This is a genomic window from Bordetella sp. H567 (assembly GCF_001704295.1).
Classification (GTDB): Bacteria; Pseudomonadota; Gammaproteobacteria; order Burkholderiales; family Burkholderiaceae_B; genus Bordetella_C.
Map to the genome: position 1 here is coordinate 3331790 of NZ_CP012334.1, position 20347 is coordinate 3352136.

General features: G+C 65.8%; 20 protein-coding genes. 7 read left to right on the top strand and 13 right to left on the bottom strand.

All coding sequences use genetic code 11. The annotated features are described in order from the left end of the window. Positions 1 to 24 precede the first annotated feature (24 nt). Positions 25 to 1128, top strand: coding sequence for a mandelate racemase/muconate lactonizing enzyme family protein (locus tag AKI39_RS14920; protein WP_066637512.1), 1104 nt, complete (start codon positions 25 to 27; stop codon positions 1126 to 1128). Between the two features lie 21 nt (positions 1129 to 1149). On the opposite strand, the gene AKI39_RS14925 is transcribed toward AKI39_RS14920, so the two are convergent. The 7 genes from AKI39_RS14925 to AKI39_RS14955 all read right to left on the bottom strand — a co-directional run bounded on the left by AKI39_RS14925 (position 1150) and on the right by AKI39_RS14955 (position 8498). After that, positions 1150 to 2880 carry an ABC transporter substrate-binding protein gene (locus AKI39_RS14925; protein WP_066637514.1) on the bottom strand — a complete coding sequence of 577 codons (1731 nt, stop codon included), beginning with the start codon at positions 2878 to 2880 and terminating at the stop codon, positions 1150 to 1152. 112 nt (positions 2881 to 2992) lie between these two features. Next, positions 2993 to 3301 carry a DUF2160 domain-containing protein gene (locus AKI39_RS14930; RefSeq protein ID WP_066637516.1) on the bottom strand — a complete coding sequence of 103 codons (309 nt, stop codon included), beginning with the start codon at positions 3299 to 3301 and terminating at the stop codon, positions 2993 to 2995. A gap of 9 nt (positions 3302 to 3310) precedes the next feature. Beyond that, positions 3311 to 4123, bottom strand: a complete 813-nt coding sequence (locus tag AKI39_RS14935; protein ID WP_066637518.1) for a carbohydrate ABC transporter permease — start codon at positions 4121 to 4123, stop codon at positions 3311 to 3313. Further along, the gene (locus AKI39_RS14940; protein WP_066637521.1) at positions 4116 to 5006 is read right to left on the bottom strand and encodes a carbohydrate ABC transporter permease; all 891 of its coding nucleotides are present in this window, start codon (positions 5004 to 5006) and stop codon (positions 4116 to 4118) included. Before AKI39_RS14940 ends, AKI39_RS14935 begins: the two co-directional genes overlap by 8 nt. Next, positions 5003 to 6091: an ABC transporter ATP-binding protein gene (locus AKI39_RS14945; RefSeq protein WP_066637523.1), complete on the bottom strand. Its 1089-nt coding sequence runs from the start codon at positions 6089 to 6091 to the stop codon at positions 5003 to 5005. The genes AKI39_RS14940 and AKI39_RS14945 overlap by 4 nt, the downstream gene beginning before the upstream one ends. Further along, positions 6091 to 7194 (bottom strand): ABC transporter ATP-binding protein, encoded by a 1104-nt coding sequence (locus AKI39_RS14950; protein WP_066637525.1) that lies wholly within the window; start codon positions 7192 to 7194, stop codon positions 6091 to 6093. Before AKI39_RS14950 ends, AKI39_RS14945 begins: the two co-directional genes overlap by 1 nt. Positions 7195 to 7403: 209 nt before the next feature. Continuing rightward, on the bottom strand, positions 7404 to 8498 hold the full coding sequence (locus tag AKI39_RS14955; RefSeq protein ID WP_158515182.1) for a PHB depolymerase family esterase: 1095 nt from the start codon (positions 8496 to 8498) through the stop codon (positions 7404 to 7406). A 202-nt stretch (positions 8499 to 8700) separates the two neighbouring features. On the opposite strand from AKI39_RS14955, the gene pdxR reads away from it, so the two are divergent. After that, on the top strand, positions 8701 to 10149 hold the full coding sequence (gene pdxR, locus AKI39_RS14960; RefSeq protein ID WP_235610657.1) for a MocR-like pyridoxine biosynthesis transcription factor PdxR: 1449 nt from the start codon (positions 8701 to 8703) through the stop codon (positions 10147 to 10149). 20 nt (positions 10150 to 10169) lie between these two features. Here pdxR and AKI39_RS14965 read toward each other — a convergent pair whose 3' ends face one another. From AKI39_RS14965 to AKI39_RS14975, 3 genes are all read right to left on the bottom strand, one after another. Continuing rightward, positions 10170 to 11126: a tripartite tricarboxylate transporter substrate binding protein gene (locus AKI39_RS14965; protein WP_066637526.1), complete on the bottom strand. Its 957-nt coding sequence runs from the start codon at positions 11124 to 11126 to the stop codon at positions 10170 to 10172. 185 nt (positions 11127 to 11311) lie between these two features. Beyond that, positions 11312 to 11869: a DUF4232 domain-containing protein gene (locus AKI39_RS14970; protein ID WP_066637527.1), complete on the bottom strand. Its 558-nt coding sequence runs from the start codon at positions 11867 to 11869 to the stop codon at positions 11312 to 11314. A gap of 189 nt (positions 11870 to 12058) precedes the next feature. After that, a complete protein-coding gene (locus tag AKI39_RS14975) occupies positions 12059 to 13507 on the bottom strand; it encodes an MFS transporter (protein ID WP_066637535.1) in 1449 nt (482 codons plus the stop codon). Positions 13508 to 13723: 216 nt separating this feature from the next. On the opposite strand from AKI39_RS14975, the gene AKI39_RS14980 reads away from it, so the two are divergent. Further along, complete coding sequence (locus AKI39_RS14980; protein WP_066637537.1) at positions 13724 to 13975, top strand: hypothetical protein; 252 nt, start codon at positions 13724 to 13726, stop codon at positions 13973 to 13975. Positions 13976 to 14227: 252 nt separating this feature from the next. Here the strand turns inward: AKI39_RS14980 and AKI39_RS14985 are convergent, their stop codons facing one another. Continuing rightward, positions 14228 to 15052, bottom strand: a complete 825-nt coding sequence (locus AKI39_RS14985; protein ID WP_083228871.1) for an alpha/beta fold hydrolase — start codon at positions 15050 to 15052, stop codon at positions 14228 to 14230. A 231-nt stretch (positions 15053 to 15283) separates the two neighbouring features. On the opposite strand from AKI39_RS14985, the gene AKI39_RS14990 reads away from it, so the two are divergent. From AKI39_RS14990 to msrA, 3 genes are all read left to right on the top strand, one after another. Continuing rightward, positions 15284 to 15664, top strand: a complete 381-nt coding sequence (locus AKI39_RS14990) for a VOC family protein (RefSeq protein ID WP_066637542.1) — start codon at positions 15284 to 15286, stop codon at positions 15662 to 15664. A gap of 164 nt (positions 15665 to 15828) precedes the next feature. Next, the gene (msrB, locus tag AKI39_RS14995; protein WP_066637545.1) at positions 15829 to 16275 is read left to right on the top strand and encodes a peptide-methionine (R)-S-oxide reductase MsrB; all 447 of its coding nucleotides are present in this window, start codon (positions 15829 to 15831) and stop codon (positions 16273 to 16275) included. Continuing rightward, positions 16275 to 16793, top strand: a complete 519-nt coding sequence (msrA, locus tag AKI39_RS15000; RefSeq protein ID WP_066637548.1) for a peptide-methionine (S)-S-oxide reductase MsrA — start codon at positions 16275 to 16277, stop codon at positions 16791 to 16793. The genes msrB and msrA overlap by 1 nt, the downstream gene beginning before the upstream one ends. Positions 16794 to 16812: 19 nt before the next feature. Here msrA and AKI39_RS15005 read toward each other — a convergent pair whose 3' ends face one another. After that, positions 16813 to 18018 carry an MFS transporter gene (locus AKI39_RS15005; protein ID WP_066637551.1) on the bottom strand — a complete coding sequence of 402 codons (1206 nt, stop codon included), beginning with the start codon at positions 18016 to 18018 and terminating at the stop codon, positions 16813 to 16815. 120 nt (positions 18019 to 18138) lie between these two features. On the opposite strand from AKI39_RS15005, the gene AKI39_RS15010 reads away from it, so the two are divergent. Beyond that, a complete protein-coding gene (locus AKI39_RS15010) occupies positions 18139 to 18921 on the top strand; it encodes an AraC family transcriptional regulator (RefSeq protein WP_066637554.1) in 783 nt (260 codons plus the stop codon). Positions 18922 to 19021: 100 nt separating this feature from the next. Here the strand turns inward: AKI39_RS15010 and AKI39_RS15015 are convergent, their stop codons facing one another. Next, positions 19022 to 20299, bottom strand: coding sequence for a YbfB/YjiJ family MFS transporter (locus AKI39_RS15015; protein WP_066643077.1), 1278 nt, complete (start codon positions 20297 to 20299; stop codon positions 19022 to 19024). Between the last annotated feature and the right edge of the window lie 48 nt (positions 20300 to 20347).

Consider the following 20347-nt stretch of genomic DNA (forward strand, 5'->3'; position numbering starts at 1 on the left):
CATCCACCATCACCAGGAGCGCGCATGGCCGCCATCGCATCCGTCGAGGTATTGCTCGTCAACCTTCCCCCCAAGGTCAAACGCACGGACGCCGTCCAGAGTTTCGAATGCCAGGAAACCCCGATGGTGCGTATCCGCGACACCGACGGCATGGTCGGCACGGGTTACAGCTACACCATCGGCACCGGCGGTTCCTCCGTGGCGCGGCTGCTGGACGACCACCTTGCGCCCATGCTGATTGGCCGCGAAGCCGACGATATCGAAAGACTGTGGCGTGACCTGTTCTTCCGCGTGCACGCCACCACGGTGGGCGCGCTGACCTCCATCGCGCTGGCCGCCATCGACACCGCCTTGTGGGACTTGCGCGCGCGACGCGCCGCCCTGCCCCTGCACCGGTTGGCCGGCGGCGCCAAGGACGCCATCGAGATGTACTACACGGAGGGCGGCTGGCTGCACCTGGACGAAGCGCAATTGGTGGAAGAGGCCCTGCGCGCCCAGGAAGCCGGCTTCGGCGGCACCAAGATCAAGGTGGGCCGTCCGCACGTGGCCGAAGACATGGAACGCCTGTCGGCGGTGCGCGACGCCGTCGGCCCCGGCTGGGAAGTCATGACCGATGCCAACCAGGGGCTCAACCTGAGCGAAGCGATCCGCCGCGCCCGCTGCTTCGAAGCGCTGGATATCGCCTGGTTCGAAGAACCCATCCACGCGGACGACGTCGATGCCCACCGCCGCCTATGCGCCTCGACGACGGTACCGATCGCCGTCGGCGAATCCCTGTATAGCCTGTCGCAATTCAAGGACTACCTGCAAAGCGGGGCCTGCAGCATTGTCCAGGTCGACGTCGGCCGCATCGGCGGCATCACGCCGTGGCTGAAGGTGGCGCACATGGCCGAGGCCTATAACGTACCCGTCTGCCCGCACTTCCTGATGGAAATCCACGTGGCGCTATGCTGCGCCATCCCGAACAGCCGCTGGCTGGAATACATTCCGCAGCTCGATATGGTCACGGCGACGGGCATGCGCGTCGAAAACGGCCGCGCCATCCCGTCGCCGGACCCTGGGTTGGGCATCGATTGGGACTGGGACAAGCTGGCGCGGTACCAGGTCCATCGGGCGGAACACCGCTAGGTTTCGGTGGCCTGCGGTGGACTACCGCACCTTGCCCTCCTTCCACGCCTGCAGCAGCTTGTCGTAGGCAATGGTTTCGCCCTTGGGCTTCTCGTTGGCCAGCTTCTTCCACGGCGCATGCTGGTCCGATAACCACTTCGACGGATCGCTGCGTGCGTTCAGCTTGGGCGCGCACTGCGCCATCCCGGCGCGCTGCAGCCGTGCCATGACCTGGTCCATTTCATTGGCCAGGCTGTCCATGGCCTGCTGCGGCGTTTTTTCGCCCGTCACGGCCGTGGCGATGTTGTTCCACCAGAGCTGCGCCAGCTTGGGATAGTCCGGCACGTTGGTCCCGGTTGGCGTCCATGCCACGCGCGCCGGACTGCGGTAGAACTCGATCAGTCCGCCATAGTTGTTGGCGTTCTTGGTAAAGAAGTCGCTGTGTATGTCGCTGTCGCGGATAAAGGTCAGCCCCGTGATGGATTTCTTCAGCGATACCGTCTTGGACGTCACGAACTGCGCATACAGCCAGGCGGCGGCCATACGGTTGGGATCCGTGGACTTGAAGAAAGTCCATGACCCCACATCCTGGTAGCCGTTCTGCATGCCGTCCTTCCAGTACGGTCCATACGGGGAAGGTGCCATGCGCCATTTGGGCGTGCCGTCGTCATTCACCACGGGCAGGCCCTTCTTCGTCATGTCCGCCGTGAAGGCCGTGTACCAGAATATCTGCTGCGCGATCTGGCCCTGCGCGGGCACGGGACCGGACTCGGAAAAGGTCATGCCGGTGGCTTGCTGCGGCGCGTACTTCTTCATCCAATCCACGTATTTCGTCAGGGCATAGACCGCGGCCGGGCTGTTGGTCGCGCCGCCGCGCTCCACCGAGGCGCCAACCGGCGTGCACTTGTCGTCCGCCACCCGTATGCCCCATTCGTCCACGGGCATGCCGTTGGGCAATCCCTTGTCCGCCGTGCCGGCCATCGACAGCCAGGCATCGGTAAAGCGCCAGCCCAGCGACGGGTCCTTCTTGCCGTAGTCCATGTGGCCGTACACGCGCTTGCCATCGAGCTCCTTGACGTCATTGGTGAAGAAATCCGCGATGTCCTCGTAGGCCGACCAATTGGTGGGCACGCCGAGTTCATAGCCATACTTGGCCTTGAACTTGTCCTGCAGATCCTTGCGCGCGAACCAGTCGGCGCGGAACCAATACAGGTTGGCGAACTGCTGATCCGGCAATTGGTACAGCTTGCCGTCCGGCGCGGTGGTAAAGCGCGTACCGATGAAATCCTTCAGGTCCAGGCCGGGGTTGGTATATTCCTTGCCCGAGCCGTTCATGTAGTCGGATAGCGGCAGGACGGCGCCGTAGCGGTAATGCGTGCCGATCAGGTCGGAATCGGAGATCCACCCGTCGTAGATGGATTTGCCCGACTGCATCGACGTCTGCAGCTTCTCGACCACGTCGCCTTCCTGGATGATGTCGTGGTTCACCTTGATGCCGGTGATCTCGGCGAACGCCCGCGCCAGCGTCTTGGATTCGTATTCGTGTGTCGTGATGGTCTCCGACACCACGTTGACTTCATTGATGCCCTTCGCCTTCAGCTTGGCTGCCGCGTCGATGAACCATTTCATCTCGGCCATCTGCTGGTCCTTGGAGAGCGTCGACGGCTGGAACTCCGTATCGATCCATTTCTGCGCCTCGGGTTCCCCGGCCCAGGCGCCCGGCGATCCGATCAGGGCGATGGCGGCTGCCACGGCATGCATGCGCACTTTCATGAGCTGTCTCCTCGATAAGCCCTTCCCTGTTGTGCTGCGGACGCGGCCGGGAAAGGCGGTGGCCGTGGTCCATGGAATCGTGACGGCCCGTGTCCGCGGGGCCGCATCCTGCTCAGCCCTTGCGCATGACGAGCGCCAGCACCAGCATGGAAACCACGAAACTGATCCACACCGAGGGCGGCTCGTCCAGCGAAAACCAGGCCATGAAGCGCTGGCCCATCCCGACGAAAACCAGGTTGACCCAGGCGGCGCACATCAGGCCGATGAACAGCCGGTCGCCGCGCGTGGTGGCGATGGGCAGGAAGCCCTTGCGCGTGTGCGTCGGCGAGCGCAATTCCCAGATCGTCATGCCCGCCAGCATCAGGACGACGCAGCCGAAGAACACGGCAACCGGGGTAGTCCAAACCATCCAGGCGAACATCGTCGGCTCCTATACGCGTCCCATGGCGAAACCCTTGGCGATATACCGGCGCACGAACCAGATCACGATGCCGCCGGGCACGATGGTCAGCACGCCCGCGGCCGCCAGCACGCCCCAGTCCATGCCGGCGGCCGACACCGTGCGTGTCATGGTCGCCACGATGGGCTTGGCGTTCACGGAGGTGAGCGTGCGCGCCAGCAGCAGCTCCACCCAGCTGAACATGAAGCAGAAGAAGGCCGTCACGCCGACGCCCGCCTTGATCAGGGGCAGGAATATGGTCAGGAAAAACCGCGGAAAGGAATAGCCGTCCACATAGGCGGTCTCGTCGATCTCGCGCGGCACGCCGGACATAAAGCCTTCCAGTATCCACACGGCCAGCGGCACGTTGAATACCAGGTGCGCCAGCGCCACGGCGATATGCGTGTCCATCAGCCCCAGGGATGAGTACAACTGGAAAAAAGGCAAGAGAAAGACCGCCGGCGGCGTCATCCTGTTGGTCAAGAGCCAGAAGAACACATGCTTGTCGCCGATGAAGCTGTAGCGCGAGAACGCATAGGCGGCCGGCAAGGCCACCACCAGCGAAATGACCGTGTTGATCGCCACATAGATCAGCGAATTGATGTAGCCCGAATACCAGGCCGGATCGGTGAAGATGGTCTGGTAGTGCCGCAGCGTGAACTCGCGTGGCCACAGCGTCAGGGCGCCGACGATCTCGCTATTGGGCTTGAACGACATGTTCAGCATCCAGTACAGCGGCAGGATGGCGAACAGCAGGTACAGGACCAGGAAGGCACTGCGCCAGACGATGGGTTTTTCACGCACGGGCGTTCTCCTCGTCGAGGGCGCCGGAAGTGCCGGCCCGCAGGATCCAGTTATACAGGAGGAAGCACAGCAGCAGAATGATCAGGAAGTAGACGATGGAAAACGCCGCCGCCGGGCCCAGGTCGAACTGCCCCACCGCCTTCTGCGTCAGGTATTGCGACAGGAAGGTGGTGGAATTGCCGGGCCCGCCGCCCGTCAGGACGAAGGGCTCGGTGTAGATCATGAAGCTGTCCATGAAGCGCAGCAGCACCGCGATCATCAGCACCCCGCGCATCTTGGGCAGCTCGATATACCGGAATACCGCCATGCGGGAGGCGCCGTCGATGCGGGCGGCCTGGTAATAGGCCTGCGGAATGGCACGCAGGCCGGCATAGCACAGCAGCGCCACCAACGGCGTCCAGTGCCAGACGTCCATGACGAGCACGGTCAGCCATGCATCCAGGTCGGCGCCGGTGTAGTTGTAGTTGACGCCCATCCACGACAAGGCCGCGCCCAGCAGCCCGATGTCCGTCCGTCCGAACACCTGCCATATCGTGCCCACCACGTTCCAGGGGATCAGCAGCGAGAGCGCGACGATCACCAGCACCGCGGATGCCTGCCACCCGGATGCCGGCATGCACAGGGCCAGCAGGATGCCCAGCGGGATCTCCACCAGCAGCACGGCCAGCGAAAAACCGATCTGGCGCCACAGCGCGCTGTGCAGCTCCGGATCCTGCAGCACGGAAGCGAACCATTCCGTGCCGACGAACACCCGCCGGTCCGGCGAAATGATGTCCTGCACCGAATAATTGACGATGGTCATCAGCGGCAGGATCGCGGAAAAGGCGACGCACACCACCACTGGCAGGACCAGCAGCCAGGCCTTCTGGTTGATCGGCTTCATCGGATCAGCTCCTCGTCGCGATAAAAGCAGGTATGCGCATTGAGCACGGACAGCCAGGCGGTGCTGCCCGGCGCGCCCACGCCGCTGTCCAGCGGCAGGCGCGCCCGCACGGTGTGACCTTCGAAGGTGCCGGTCAGCAGCAGATAGGTGCCGATGTCCTGCACCCGTGTCAGCGCCACGGGCAATGCCTCGGGCGCATCCCCCGCGCACAGGCGCGCGAATTCCGGCCGTATGCCCAGCGTGAACGGGCCTGCCCGCGCCAGCTCGGCCGCTGCGTCGGCCGGGGCCTGGCGCAGCACGCGCGTACCGATGCGCACCCCGCCGTCGTCCCAGCGCGCCGGCAGGAAGTTCATCCCGGGCGAGCCGATAAAATGCCCGACGAAGGTATGGGCGGGCCGCAGGAAGAGATCGTCCGCCGTGCCCACCTGAACGACCTTGCCGCGTGACATCACCACCACCTGGTCGGCGAAGGTAAGCGCCTCGGTCTGGTCGTGGGTGACGTAGATCAGCGTCAGCTTGAACTCCTGGTGTATCTCCTTCAGCTTGCGCCGCAGGGACCATTTCAGGTTCGGGTCGATGACCGTCAACGGTTCGTCGAACAACACGGCCGACACGTCGCTGCGCACCAGCCCGCGGCCCAGCGAGATCTTCTGCTTGGCGTCCGCGGCCAGGCCGCTCGCGCGCCGGTCCAGTACCGACGACAGCTCCAGCATTTCGGCGACGCGCCCTACCCGCTCGCGCACGCGCGCTTCCGGCACGCCGCGATTGCGCAGCGGAAACGCCAGGTTGTCCGCGACGGTCATGGTGTCGTAGACCACCGGAAACTGGAACACCTGCGCGATGTTGCGCTGTTGCGGCGTCTGCCCCGTCACATCGCGGCCGTCGAAGCGGACGTGCCCGGACGAAGGCCGCAGCAGCCCCGACATGCAGTTCAGGAGCGTGGTCTTGCCGCAGCCGGAGGGGCCAAGCAGGGCATAGGCACCGCCATCGCGGAAGGTGTAGCGCAGCGGCAGCAGGGCGTAGTCTTCGTCCCGGGCGGGATGGGCAACGTAGGAATGCGACAGGTCCAGCTCGATGCTTGCCATCAGTGCGCCCCCACCTTCGCGCCGATCGGCGCGGCACGGTAGGCGGGTGCCGCCAGCAGGTCGCCCGCGGCATCGAAGGCGTAGGTCTGTCCTGGGTCGAAGTACAGGCGTATCGCTTCGCCCAGCGCGAAACGATGGACGCCGGTAAGCTGCGCCACCAGGTCTCCCGCCGCGGTGGCCGTATGCACGAAGGTATCGGACCCGGATATCTCCGCCAGCTTGACCGTGCCGTGCAGCGCCAGGCAGCCGGGACGCTCGTCCACGTACAACGCGCCGGCGCGCAGGCCGGCCGTGACCTCGGCGCCGTCCGCGCCGCCGGTGGGCAATTCGCGTGGCACGCGCAGGCCATCGCCCAGCACGAAACCCAGGCTGTCGCGGCGCGCGCGCAGCAGGTTCATCGGCGGATCGCTGAACACGCGGGCCACGCGGATGGAACATGGACGATGGAACACTTCGGCGGTGGGGCCGTACTGCAGCAGTTCGCCCGCGTCCAGCACCGCGGTATGGCCGCCCAGCAACAGGGCCTCGGCCGGCTCGGTGGTGGCGTAGACCACGGTAGCGCGGCCTTCATCGAACAATTCGGCAAGCTCGTCGCGCAATTCCTCGCGCAGCTTGTAGTCCAGGTTGACCAGGGGTTCGTCCAGCAGGACCAACGGTGCGTCCTTGACCAGGGCGCGGGCCAGCGCGACGCGCTGCTGCTGCCCTCCGGACAGCTCCGCGGGATATCGCTGAAGCAGATGCTCGATGTGCAGGCGCGCGGCCATCGCCCTGACGCGCTCGTCCACGCCCTGCATCCGGCGCAGCCGCAGCGGCGAGGCGATATTGTCGAACACCGTCATCGAGGGGTAGTTGATGAACTGCTGGTACACCATGGCGACGTTGCGTTCCCGCACGGGAACCCGTGTCACGTCCGTACCGTCGACCCGCACGGCGCCCTGGCTGGGCCGGTCCAGGCCGGCCATGATCCGCATCAGCGATGTCTTGCCCGCTTGGGTCACCCCCAGCAGGACCGTCATGGCGCCGGGTTCCGGCGCCAGGCTCATCGGATACAGCAGGACTTGTGATCCCGCCTGTCGTTGAATGCCTTCCAGCATCAGCCGCATCGTGTCTCCTGACGAAAAGCTGCCTGTTAGCCTTCATCTGTTTTCTGCGTTTGTACAGAAAGCGCGGAAGAAAGACAACGGCGGCCTGCGGCGGCCGGCTGGAATTTATGTACGGTCGGCGGGTGCGGACGTCCGCGATGCCGGGACGCGGCGACGGCGGGGCGCCTGGATCGGACCGTCGAACAACTACCCGGGGACGGTCACATGCCCTACTTGTGGTTGAGAATCCAGTCCATCACGGTACCCGTAATCCGCTGCAATTGCTGGCTTTTGCGTACGTCGTAGTTCGCGTCCGTGTATCCCCACCAGTCCCAGCAGCCGCCGTAGTTGCCGAAGAAAGTCTTGGTCTGCGGATACAGGACGGCGACATGAAAAGCATCGGCCCAGCGATTGAAGCCGGCCAATCGGACAAAGTTATCGCCGATGGACGTGTAGTTCTGGCCGCACCCGTGCAGGGCGACAAGCAGCCCACAACGCTGGCCGTCCAGGCAGGAAGCTGGCGTGTACAAATACGCCCAGTCCTCCATATAGGCCGAGCCGGCCGCGCCGGAAACCGGAACCTGCCGAAGCTTGCCGGCCGCGCCGGTCCGCACTACCTGGCTCGAATCGATTTCGGGGTACAGGTGCGTGAGTATCAATTTCGCGCCATCGAACTTGCAGTGCCCAATATAAGGCAACGCGGATGTCTTGCAGTCATCCTTCGAATAGGGTTGCCCCCAGACTGGCGCGGACGGCAGATCGGTCGGGAACGTATGCCCAAAATCGCGGCTGTTATCGTCGATAATGGTCAAGTTAGCCAGCCCGGCCTGCTGCTTGAGCTCGGTGTAGTACGCCATGGTCGCTTCGGCCACGGGCGGTTTCACAATCACATCGGCAGTGCCATGCAGCAGGTAAACGATGCCGTTGCTCAGTTCGGTCAAGGGCCCGACCTCGCGGTTGTTGGAGCGCCGTATCGTGGTTTGAACGAAGCGCTTGACATCCGCCTGCGATGGCGCGCCCTCCATGCAGCGCTTGATCATGGCGGCCACGCTGCCCTCGGCGCACTCGTAGGGCCCGCCCGCCAGTATGCCCGCCCGCCGGAACATTTTCGGGAAAGCAATTTGCGCCTGCACCGCCATATAGGCGCCGGACGAGAAGCCTGCCACGGCGATGCGCGACGTGTCCACGTTGATCGGCGCGGGCGCCGACGCAGCGGCGTCACGCGGCCCGGCGGCTTGCTGGCCCCATGCGACATTCAAATACGAAGGCATCAGGGAGCTGGCAGCCAGGAACAAGATGCCGAGCCCATAGGTCACGGTTTTCATTGGACTTCCACCTTGAAAAGAGTCTGCGCCCCGATATGGCCGGACTGCCGCCATGGGATTGTTCAGCAGGAAATGAGCAGGCGCTGCATCATTTCGACTAAGGCTAGTCTATGCCGCCGCGGGTCGGCGCCGATGCATTTTCAATCGCCGATACACGGGTTTCGGTCCCATCGGCCGCCTGGAATTTATGTACGATCGGCGGATGCCCACTTCCAATAACGACCTGATCGAGACGATGGAGACTCCCGACAATTTTCAGATCGCCATCGACCGCCAGGCGCGCACGCCGCTGGCCGGACAGATCCACCACGCCATCGGCCAGGCCATCCGGGAAGGCCAGCTCGCCCCGGGCGCGCGCTTGCCCTCGTGGCGCGATCTCGCGTCGCAGCTGGGCGTGGCGCGGGGCACCGTGCGGGCGGCCTATGAACGCCTGGTCGACGAGCAATTGCTGGTGCCGGCGGGCGCGGCGGGGACCTTCGTCTCGCGCCATGCCATCCCGGCACCGCCACCGCCCTCACCCGGCGATACGGCGCCCGTGCCGGACCTGATCCAGCGGTTTTCGGCCCGCCCCATGCCGTTCCAGATGGGCCTTCCGGGCCAGGACACGTTTCCCGCGACAGTGTGGTCCCGCCTTTTTACCCAGGCTGCCCGCGAAATGGCCACCGGTCCGATGGGTTATCCCGATCCGCGCGGCGAACCGCGCCTGCGCGAACAGATCGCGGCCTATCTGGCGCTGGCGCGAGGCGTGGCATGTTCGCCGGCGCAGGTCCTGATCACCGCGGGCTTCAGCGGCGCGCTCAATCTGGTCATACGGGCGCTGGGCCTGGAAGGCCAGACCGCCTGGATGGAAGACCCGGGTTTTCCCTTGACGCGCCGCGCCCTTGCCCTGGCCGGCATGCGGCTGGCCCATGTGCCGGTCGACGCGCAGGGCCTGGACGTCGAAGCCGGCCTGCGCATGGCGCCGGACGCCGCCCTGGCGGTCGTCACGCCCGGACAGCAGGCGCCGCTGGGCGTGACCATGGCACCGGCACGCCGGCGCGCGCTGCTGGACTGGGCCGCCGGCCAAGGCGCCTGGGTCGTCGAAGACGACTTCCTCAGCGAACTCCACTTGCGCGGCCGTGCCGCGCCGGCGCTGGCGGCGCTCGACGGCGCCGGCCGCGTCCTGCATATCGGTACGTTCAGCAAGACGATCAGTCCGCTGTTGCGGCTGGGTTTCATCGTCGTGCCCGCCGCGAACGCGCGCCACTTCACCGAGGTCGCCGCCTGCCTGGCACCCGCGCCGACTCCCACGCCGCAGCTCGTGCTGGCCGAGTTCATGCGCCAAGGCCACTACCTGCGGCATCTGCGCCGCATGAAGCGGCTCTATGCCGCCCGGCGCGACGCCCTGGTGGCCTGCCTGGCCCGTTTGCCGCTGGACGCGCAGACGGGGCCCGCCGGCCTGGCCGTACACCTGGCGCTGCCGGACGGCACCGACGACGTCGGGATCGCGCGGCGTGCGCTGGAGCACGGCATCGCTCCCGGTCCGCTATCCAACTGGTTCGTATCGCTGCCGCCCCGGCCGGGGCTGATGCTGGCCGTCAGCAATGTGTCCGAAGCCACCCTCGAAGCGGACTGCCGCGAACTGCTGCGCCTGATCCACGAAGCCGCCTGATCGCGCGCAGCACGCAAGCCTCAATCCACTTCCGCGCCCGAGGACTTCACCGCGGCGCCCCATTTGGCGATCTCGCCATTGATGAAGGTGGCGGTCTGGGCCGGCGTCATCGCCATCGGTTCGGCGCCGCGTTCGCGCAGATAGCCTTGCATGGCCGGCGAATTGAGGATGGCGCCGATGCGCTGGCTGAGGAAATCCACGATGGGCGCGGGCGTGTCCTTGGGCGCCAGCACGGCGGCCCAGCCGATGGCCTCGAAGCCCGGATAGCCGGATTCGGCGATCGTGGGCACATTCGGCAATTGCGGCAGACGCTTGGCCGTGGTGACGGCCAGCGCGATGGCCTTGCCGCTTTGCACGTGCGGCAGCCCGGCCGTGACCGAATCCACCATCAGCGGCACCTGGTTGCCCAGGAAATCCGCCTGGGCCGGCCCGCTGCCCTTGTAGGGAATATGGCGTATATCGACCTGCGCCGCCGCCTTGAACATCTCGGCCGACAAATGCTGGGTGCCGCCGATGCCTGCGCTGGCGTAGGCCAGTTCGCCCGGATGCGCCTTGGCCCGCTCCACCAGCTGGCGCAGCGTCTTGATCCCGGATTGCGGATTGGACAGGAACATCAAGGGCACCGAGAACACGCCCGTGACCGGCGCGTAGTCCTTGGCCAGGCTGTAGTCCAGCTTCTTGTACAAGGTCTGGTTTACCGCCGCGGCGCTGCCCGCGATGACGAGGGTATAGCCGTCGGCCGGTGCACGCGTCGCCTGCGCCATGCCGATATTGCTGCCGGCGCCAGCGCGGTTGTCGACGATGATGGGCTGCTTCAGCTCGGCGCCCAGCTTTTCCGCCAGGGCGCGGGCGAAGATGTCCGTCGCCTGCCCGGGCGGGAACGGCACGATCATGCGGATGGCGTGATCCGGATATTGCGCGTGAGCGGCCACGGCGGCCGCCGCCAGCGTGGTGCCGGCGATCAATTGTTTGAACATGGGGTCCCCCTCCTCTAGCGCGTTTCGCGAGGTTGCATTATGGCCGATCGCGCAGCCAGCGGAAGCCGCGGTGCCGGCCATCGTCTCCGGGGCAGACCGCATCGCAAGGGGCGCAGGAACGGCGCATCGCGCCAGGGCACGGGCATCGCCACCATAGGCGCGGAGGGGGATGCCGGCCGCCTGCTCTACCGGGCAGGCGCGGCGTACACCGGATCGCGGCGCAGCAGCGTAAGGGAATACGAAGGCGCTGCGTGCGCCGGGCCGCACAGCTGCGTCGCCAGCGGTACCGTGAAATGCGGCTGTCCGCGGATCGACAAGGAGATAAAGGCCGACGCCACGCAGTTGCCGGCGCCGAACGCGTCGCTGGAGACCCAGCGCGCTTCACTGGTCAACTCGGCCCCGGGTGGTACGGCCACCGGCGGCAGCACCGGCCCCGGGTGCATGCCGGCCGGTCGCTGCAGCGAAACCGGCAGCGGGTGTTGCGCGGCATCCAGGAAACCCACCTCCGGCCGGGCGGGCACGGTGCAGGTATTCGGTCCGAGATTACGCACGACCAGAAGGGTCCCGGAGTGCGACATCCCGTCGAACTGGCCGCCCTCGCGGTCCACGGCGAACGACAACTGCGCAGGATCGCAGGCCGGCTCGGCCCGCGCGGCGCCCACGGCCGTCAACGCCGCCAGCGCGCAAAGGACGCGGATCGACGCCCGAAGGCGCCATGCGGGAAACGGGGATGCCTGTTTCATCGATGGGGGACTCCATGTTCGTGCATGCGCGTATCGCCGGCCATTATGCACGGCGGCCATGCAGGCATCCCGCCCCGGACATTTTCTGTTTTCGGAAATTACGCCTGCGTCGAACCCGCATGGGCGCAGGGGCCGGCGCATACAGGCGCCAAAGCCCATGTAAACCGGTGGGGGCCGCCGCCCCGCGGCTCACTCGCCCGCCGCGGCGGCGGCCAGTGCCGCCCGGCGCGCGCGGCGCCGCCATTCGTAGGCCAGCGTGACCAGCACCAGCATCCCGACGACGACGAATTCCATCGTGAGCACGCCGCTGGCGCCCTGCAGATAATTCCCATGCGGGGCCGTCAGGAAATACGTCAACACCGAACCGGAGATGGCCGGCCCCAGCCCCAGCGCGCTTTGCTGCACGGTCGACAGCGTCGCGCTTCCCGCGCCCGCCTGCTCGGGGGGAACTTCGGACAGGCCGATGCGAAAGAAGCAGCCCACGATAAAGGCCTGGCCCAAGCCGATCGGCACGGTCGCCGCCATCAGGTTGAACACCGTGGGTTCCGGCCATACCGCGCGCAAGGTCACCATCAGCGCCAGCACGCCCGCCATCTGCACCAGGCAGCCGAAAACCAATACGGGCGCCTTGTCGAAGCGCGCCACGGCCCGGCTGGTCATCAGCGATCCGATGAAATAGGCCGTGCCCATGGCGATGAACGTATTGCCCGACGACAGCGGCGACATGCCCGCGCCCGCCTGCAGCGTCAGCGCCATCGCGAACATGAAGCCGCTCCAGCTGGAGAAGAACAACACCGCGACACACACGCCGAAGCGGATGCTGGACAGGCGCAGCAGCGCAGGCGGCAGCAAGGGAAACGCCTTGCGTCGCTCCTGGCGCACTTCCACATGCCATAGCGCATACAGCAGCACCGGCACGGCGGCCAGCATCGCCTCGCACTGCCACGGCCAGTGCAGCACCGGCCCCACGGCGACAGGGATCAGCAGGCACAGGATCACCATCGCCAGGAGCCAGGTCCCCGGCCAGTCGATGCGGGCGGGATGCGAGGATCGCGTTTCCGGCAACAGGCGGCCGGTGTAGGCCATCACGGCCAGTCCTATCGGAAGATTGATCAGGAATACGCTGCGCCAGCCCAGTCCGCCGACATCCAGCGACACCAGCAGGCCCCCCAGCACCTGGCCCACCACGAAGGCAAGGCCGCCGATGGCGCCGTACAAGCCCAGCGCACGGGAGTGCTCATGGCCACGCAGGCTGACATGGATGGTGGCAAGAATCTGGGGCACCGCCAGCGCGGCCGCCACGCCCTGCAGCGCGCGCGCCGCCAGCAGCACCCATACCTGGCCCGCCAGTCCGCACAGCAGCGACGCCACCGTGAACAACATCACGCCCCACCAGAACACGCGCCGGCGTCCGTAGTTGTCGCCCAGCCGTCCGCCCATCGCCAGGCACACCGCGAAGGCGACGCCGTAGACGGCGACAATCAGCTCCAGTTCCATTTCGCTGGCATGCAGCGAGTGCGCCATCGCGTCCAGCGCGACGTTGACGATGGAGAAATCGATCATGGGCAGGAGTTGCCCCGCCAGCAGCAGGTACAGCCCGGCCCGGCCAAGTTGTGCGTGGGATTTCGAAGCAGTCATGAGACGTACGGCGCGATGGCCCGTCGGGGATGCCGCGCGCCGCGATACGGTGCAGGATGCGAGGGGCGCAGTATATTTTGCAGTGCAGTAAGGAAGAGGCATGTCCCTGCTGGGCACAGGGTCGGCCGATATGGGCGGGGTCGCGGATATCGCCGGAACCTTCACGGGGACGACCGTACTCAGGACTCTCGCTCTATCATCCCAAGGAGTTTCATCATGACCCTATCGGCCACCGCTGCGTCCTCTCAGAACGTGCAGGCATTGTCCGTGCCGCAGGACCAACCCCAGGCGCTCATCCCCTCCGCCGGGCTCCTGGACGCCATGCCGACGTCCTTTGTCGGCATCATCACCGAGTTGCTGTCGAAGATCACCACCAGTGATATCGCCCAGGTCGGAGACCTGATGATCAACGGACGAGAACACGCGGTGTATGCAGACCGGCCGCCCGTAAAGAAATGGCAGGCTTGATGCCGTAGGAAGGCAGCCAGAACGACGGCAATAGCCGGGTCGCCACCACGCCCCTGTCGGAACGGATCTCCAAGCAACTGAAGCGCCCGGGCTTCAAGTTCGCCGGTGCCACACATCGTGTACGCGTGGATGCAGGCCGTGGGCATCGTGAACGACCACGCCATCGGCCGCTTTCGGCGCGCACAGGTATCGGTGGCCCGGCTAGCGCCGCTTTTGCACCCGTCGCGCGCCTGCCCTATCAGGCCTGCCGTATCAGCTTTGAATGAAGGCGAGCAGATCCGCGTTGATCACGTCGGCATGCGTGGTGCACATGCCGTGCGGATAGCCCTTGTAGACTTTCAGCGTTCCGCGCTTCACCAGCTTCGCGGACAACATTGCCGAATCGGCGATGGGCACGATCTGGTCGTCATCGCCGTGCATGATCAGCACCGGCACGTCGATCTGCTTCAGGTCCTCGGTGAAATCGGTTTCCGAGAATGCCTTGATGCAATCGTAGTGTGCATTGGCGGCGCCCATCATGCCCTGGCGCCACCAGTTCTGGATCACGCCCTGGGCCACCTTGGCGTCGGGCCGGTTGAATCCGTAAAAAGGACCGCTGGGCACGTCAAGGAAAAATTGCGCACGGTTCGCGGCCAGCGCCTGGCGAAAACCGTCGAAGACCTCCAGCGGCAGGCCGCCAGGGTTTTTCTCGCTTTTCACCATGACCGGCGGGACCGCGCCGATCAGTACCGCCTTGGCGACGCGCCCCTTTCCATGGCGTGCCACATAGCGGGCCACTTCACCGCCCCCGGTCGAATGACCGACGTGGATGGCGTCGCGCAGATCCAGCGCGGCGGCCAGTTCAGCGACGTCGGCGGCGTAGGTGTCCATTTCATGGCCCGTCGCGCTCTGCGACGAACGGCCGTGGCCACGCCGGTCATGGGCGATCACGCGATAGCCCTTGTGCAGGAAGAACAGCATCTGGGCGTCCCAGTCGTCCGCGCTCAGCGGCCAGCCGTGATGGAAAACGATGGGTTGTCCCGTCCCCCAATCCTTGTAGAAGATCTCCGTACCGTCTTTCGTCTTGATCGTGCTCATTGCGCATCCTTTCGATGAATCGGGAGAAACACCCGCGATCGCCGGGTACACCGGCCCGCGGACAGGCGACTGAAGCGTATACCGCGACGACAGTAGCGTCTATCGCGGATCGGCCGCTTCCATCATTGGGATAGCACCAGATTGACGGCCAGGCCCGGTCTTGCCGCCGCAACATGCAGCCACTATCGTGAGACCGTTACCCCACGCTGCCACCTTGAAGGAGAACGTCCCATGAAGCTGGAAAATCCCGTAGGCTGGTTCGAAATCTACGTGCAGGACATGAATCGCGCGAAAGCGTTCTACGAGACCGTCCTGAACACCCGTCTGGAAAAAATCGACAGCCCGGACCCCAAGCTGGAGATGCATGCCTTTCCCATGTCGATGGACGAACCCGGCTGTGCCGGTACGCTGGCCAAGATGGAAGGCGTCCCGTCCGGCGGCAACAGCACGCTGGTCTATTTCAAGTGCGACGATTGCGCCAAGGAGGCGGCCCGTGTCGGGCAGGCGGGCGGCCGCATCCACCTGGAAAAAACCGCCATCGGGGCCTACGGCTTCATCGCCCTGGCCATCGACACGGAAGGCAATATGTTCGGTCTGCATTCCAGGCAGTAGTACCGGGCCGCGGGCTTGCCTAGCCCGCGGCATCCCCTCTTGCACCTTCTATACTTATCCTTGGCCACCACCCTCCGGTGCCATGGTTTTTGCTGCCTGGGCGCCCTTGAATCCGGTGCGAACCGCCCCACATAATCGACCTTCCCTGTTCCAAGGAGCGAACCATGTCCAACTACAGAAAAGACCCGGAAGCCATCGCACGGCTCACGCCGGAGCAATATCGGGTCACCCAGGAAAGCGCCACCGAGCGTGCGGGCACCGGCGAATACCTGGACAACAAGGAACCGGGCATCTACGTCGACATCGTCTCCGGCGAGCCGCTGTTCGCCTCGTCGGATAAATACGAATCCGGTTGCGGCTGGCCCAGTTTTACCAAGCCCATCGAACCGGCCAACATCAACGAATTGCGCGATGCGTCGCATGGCATGGTCCGGACGGAGGTCCGCTCCAGCCATGGCGACAGCCATCTGGGCCACGTATTTCCAGATGGCCCGCGTGACCGCGGCGGCCTGCGCTACTGCATCAATTCGGCCTCGCTGCGCTTCATTCCGCGCGACCGGATGGAAGCGGAAGGCTACGGCGCCTATCTCGACCAAGTGGAGGACATCTGATGAACCACGAACGCGCTGTACTCGCCGGGGGCTGCTTCTGGGGGATGCAGGATCTTATCCGCCGTTTCGACGGCGTGATGTCCACGCGCGTCGGCTACACCGGCGGCGACGTGCCAAATGCCACCTACCGCAACCACGGAACGCATGCCGAGGCGATTGAAATCGTCTTCGATCCGGCCAAGACCAGCTATCGCCAACTGCTGGAATTCTTTTTTCAGATCCATGACCCCACCACGCGCAACCGGCAGGGCAACGACACCGGCACGAGCTACCGTTCGGCGATCTACTACACCAGCCCCGAACAGAAGCGCATCGCCGAAGACACGATAGCCGACGTCGACGCGTCCGGCCTGTGGCCGGGCAAGGTGGTGACGGAAGTGGCGCAGGCCGGTCCCTTCTGGGAAGCCGAACCGGAACACCAGGACTACCTGGAACGGATACCCAACGGCTATACCTGCCATTTCGTGCGCCCAAACTGGACACTGCCCAGGCGCACGCAAACCGCCAGCGCGGGGTAAGGCGGCGGATCGAAAGGGCTTATCGTGGAGCAGGCGCGGGACGGGCGTGCATCTGGCGCGCGCGGCCCGCCAGCGCCCCGAACACCGCCATCACGATGGCCAGCACGAAGCCCCCCATCATGACGGTATTCCAGGTTCCCGCCAGGTCATGCGCCTTGCCGGCCAGCGTCGGGCCGCACGCGGCCAGCAGATAACCGACCCCCTGCGCCATGCCGGACAGCGCCGCGGCCTGGTGCACGCTGGCCACGCGCAGGCTCATGAACATCAGCGACAGGATGATCGCGCTGCCGGAGCCCGCGCCGAACAGGACGGCCCAGAGCGTTGCCCAAGCTGGCACGTATATGAATCCCAGCAGGGCCACGGCGATCGCCACCGCCATGGCGGCCGAGATCGCCACCTGGTTTTTCAGGCGGCTCACCACGGCCCCCAACACCAGGCCGGGCAAGGCGCAGGACAGCTGCATCAGGCCGTGCACGGAACCGGCCTCGCCGGCGCTGAAGCCCTGTTCCGTCAGGATGACCGGCAGCCACCCGACCAGGACGTAGTACAGCAGGGAGTTGATGCCCATGTACAGGGTCACGTGCCAAGCGATCGCCGAATGCCAGATGCGTCCGCCATGCGGCATGGCGGCGGTGCCCCGTGCCGGCGCGGTATGCGATCCCAGCTGCGTACGCCATACCGCCAGCGCGATCAGCGGCAGCACGACGAACACCGCCAGTGCGGTGCGCCATCCATAGGCTAGCGCAAGCGGCACGGCGATCACCGAGGCGCCGGCGGCGATCGCGCCCATCATCAGGGCGCAGATGCCCGTCACGGTGGGGACCTTGGCCGGAAAGTCGCGCTTCACCAGGCTGGGGAGCAGCACATTGGCCACCGCGATGCCGGCCCCGATCAGCCCCGTGCCCGCATACAAGGCCCACAATGGGCCCGCCCAGCGCACCCCCATGCCCACGACGATAAGCACCAGCGCGCCGAACAGCGTGCGCTCGATGCCCTGCGCGCGCGCCAGCGACGCCGCGAAGGGAGAAATCAGGCCGAACGCCACCAGGGGCAGCGTCGTCAACAGGCCGGCCTGCGCACGAGTAAGCGCATAAGTGGACTGGATCATATCCAGCACCGGGGCCACGCCGGTGACCGGCGCGCGCAGCACGCATGCGATCAGCAGCAGGCCGGTAAGGAGGAGAAGCGGCCTTGCGACAGGAAGGCGTATGGTTTGGGAAGACATCAAGCTACCGGAAGGCGGGAAAAGACACCGTGCTACCTTACCCCTGCGGCGTCGACGTGAATTTAGCTATTATGACAACAAATCTCTAAAAACCGACATTCGCCTCCTTTCCGCGCCGCGATGCTGCTGGACCACCTGTTCAAGGACTTCAATCTGGACCGCGCCACCGGCCCGGTCATCGGCATACGGCTGGAAACCGCGGACTATGGCAGCGAGATCCCGGTGCACCAGCATCGCCAGGGCCAACTGATCCTGGCCATGAAAGGCGGCGTGACCTGCGAGGTGTCCGGGGCCATCTGGATGGTGCCGCCCCACTATGCTGTGTGGGTGCCCGGCATGATGCCGCACAGCGTGCGCGCCACCGCCAATGCGCGCATCTGCTACCTGTATGTCCAGCCAGGGGCGGCCCGCTTACCCGCGCAGTGCTGCACGCTGGCGATATCGCCGCTGGTGCACGAACTGATCCTCGACATGGCAAACCAGCCGGCCGACTACGACGCGGACAGCCGCACCGGCCGCAAGGCGGCCGTGCTGTTGGAAGAGCTGGCGATCATGCCGGTGGAGCAGCTGCATTTGCCGATTTCGGACGAACCGCGCATGCGCAGGATCGCAACGATGCTCTCGGATCATCCGGCGGACCGCCGCACGCTCGCCGAATGGGCCAGGCTGGTGGCCATGAGCGAGCGCTCCCTGGCCAGGCTGATCCGCCATGAAACCGGGTTGACCTTCGGCCGCTGGCGCCAGCAATTGCACCTGATCATCGCCCTGCGCCAATTGGCCGCGGGGCAAACGGTGCAGCGAGTGGCCGAGGAACTGGGCTATGAATCGGTCACCGCCTTCATCACCATGTTCAAGAAATCGCTCGGCAAGCCGCCGGCGAAATACTTTGCGTCCATCAGCTGAGTGGGACGACGGTGGGCCCGACGGCTAGCGGACGGCATCCGGGCACCATGCTCAAGGACCAAGCACCGAGCATCGGGCATCAAGCATCAAGCATCAGGCATCAGGCATCCGTCAGCGCCGGCCGCGCGGCCTTGGCCGCTACCACGTCGATAAGCAAGGCGAGGACCATGGCCACCGTCCCGATGACGAAGAGCAGGATGTAGTCGCCGCCGGTGCGTGTAAAGATGAAGGACAGCGCGTAGGCCGCCACCGCCTGGAACAGCGCGAACGCCACGGTAGCCGTGCGCCACGCCGCGTTGCGGAAGGCTGGATGATGCGCCAGCAGCTCATGCACGCGGCCCAGCACCAGCGGCACCGTCCCGGTGACGAACGCGCCCACGACCACGCTGGACACCACCAGCCAGGCGGTTCCCATACCCAGGGCCGGTATCGCCACGCCCACGGCCTGCAGCGTGAACGCCAGCCGCAGCGCGCGGCCAAAGCCTATGCGGTCGGCCAGCGCGCCCGCCAGCACCGGTCCCACGGTCGCGCCGATGCCGAACAACACCCAATATTCGGCGCCGGCCTCCACACCCTGGCCCAAGCCGCGCGCGACGAAATCGACCAGGAAGATCATGTGGGGCACCCAGCCGGCCGCGTTCAGCGCATATTCGGCATACAGGGCGCGCAGCGCCGGGATGCGCGGTGCCCGGAGGGGATGCGGACGCTGATGCGCATGCCGTGACTGGGATGCTGCCCGCGCGGGCGTCTGTTGCGCGGACTGCGCCGGTGCCGCCGCGCGCTCGACGGGCACGTCACGCGGCCAGCCCTTCCAGGCAATCGCGGTCAAGACCAGCGAGAGCCCGCCCAAGCCCAGCCACGTGTCCTGCAGGCTCTGTCGCAACAGCAGCGGGACGAGGGTTCCGGAGACCGCCACGCCCACGCCGACGCCCATGAAAATCACGCCGCCAGCCAGCCCGCGGCGCGCGGCGGGCACCAGCGCCAGCACCGTGGGCGCGGCAAGCACCATCAAGGCGCCGCCCGCCAGGCCCGACAGAAAACGCCACGAGAAGAACCAGGAAAAGGAAAGCGGATACGCACAGGCGAAGAACGCCACCGTGGCCAGCGCCATCATGGCGCGCAGCGTCACCGCGATCGGCACGCGCGCGGCGATCGGCCGCCCGAGCAATGCCCCTGCCAGATACCCCGCCAGATTGGCGGCACCCAGATAGGCGGCCACGGATGCGTCGAACCAGTGCGCGCCCACAATCGCCGGCAGCAAGGGCGTATAGGCGAAACGGGCCAGGCCGATGCCGACCAGGCTGGCGCAAAAGCCCGCCAATGTGGCCCAGCGGGCGCTGACCGCGCGCGTGCCCGTATTGCCGCCATTGTCGACCATGACCCTGTCCATGATTCCGTCCTTCAAGCGCCGATGAGGTCAGCTTAC

Bases quoted from the DNA above. Each gene is read 5' to 3' on its own strand.
- AKI39_RS14925 (WP_066637514.1), bottom strand. From the start codon at position 2,880: ATGAAAGTGCGCATGCATGCCGTGGCAGCCGCCATCGCCCTGATCGGA.
- AKI39_RS15015 (WP_066643077.1), bottom strand. From the start codon at position 20,299: ATGGTCGACAATGGCGGCAATACGGGCACGCGCGCGGTCAGCGCCCGC.
- AKI39_RS15010 (WP_066637554.1), top strand. From the start codon at position 18,139: ATGCTGCTGGACCACCTGTTCAAGGACTTCAATCTGGACCGCGCCACC.
- msrA (WP_066637548.1), top strand. From the start codon at position 16,275: ATGAACCACGAACGCGCTGTACTCGCCGGGGGCTGCTTCTGGGGGATG.
- AKI39_RS14955 (WP_158515182.1), bottom strand. From the start codon at position 8,498: ATGAAAACCGTGACCTATGGGCTCGGCATCTTGTTCCTGGCTGCCAGC.
- AKI39_RS15005 (WP_066637551.1), bottom strand. From the start codon at position 18,018: ATGTCTTCCCAAACCATACGCCTTCCTGTCGCAAGGCCGCTTCTCCTC.
- AKI39_RS14950 (WP_066637525.1), bottom strand. From the start codon at position 7,194: ATGCGGCTGATGCTGGAAGGCATTCAACGACAGGCGGGATCACAAGTC.
- msrB (WP_066637545.1), top strand. From the start codon at position 15,829: ATGTCCAACTACAGAAAAGACCCGGAAGCCATCGCACGGCTCACGCCG.
- pdxR (WP_235610657.1), top strand. From the start codon at position 8,701: ATGCCCACTTCCAATAACGACCTGATCGAGACGATGGAGACTCCCGAC.
- AKI39_RS14930 (WP_066637516.1), bottom strand. From the start codon at position 3,301: ATGTTCGCCTGGATGGTTTGGACTACCCCGGTTGCCGTGTTCTTCGGC.
- AKI39_RS14985 (WP_083228871.1), bottom strand. From the start codon at position 15,052: ATGAGCACGATCAAGACGAAAGACGGTACGGAGATCTTCTACAAGGAT.
- AKI39_RS14920 (WP_066637512.1), top strand. From the start codon at position 25: ATGGCCGCCATCGCATCCGTCGAGGTATTGCTCGTCAACCTTCCCCCC.
- AKI39_RS14940 (WP_066637521.1), bottom strand. From the start codon at position 5,006: ATGAAGCCGATCAACCAGAAGGCCTGGCTGCTGGTCCTGCCAGTGGTG.
- AKI39_RS14990 (WP_066637542.1), top strand. From the start codon at position 15,284: ATGAAGCTGGAAAATCCCGTAGGCTGGTTCGAAATCTACGTGCAGGAC.
- AKI39_RS14945 (WP_066637523.1), bottom strand. From the start codon at position 6,091: ATGGCAAGCATCGAGCTGGACCTGTCGCATTCCTACGTTGCCCATCCC.
- AKI39_RS14975 (WP_066637535.1), bottom strand. From the start codon at position 13,507: ATGACTGCTTCGAAATCCCACGCACAACTTGGCCGGGCCGGGCTGTAC.
- AKI39_RS14980 (WP_066637537.1), top strand. From the start codon at position 13,724: ATGACCCTATCGGCCACCGCTGCGTCCTCTCAGAACGTGCAGGCATTG.
- AKI39_RS14965 (WP_066637526.1), bottom strand. From the start codon at position 11,126: ATGTTCAAACAATTGATCGCCGGCACCACGCTGGCGGCGGCCGCCGTG.
- AKI39_RS14970 (WP_066637527.1), bottom strand. From the start codon at position 11,869: ATGAAACAGGCATCCCCGTTTCCCGCATGGCGCCTTCGGGCGTCGATC.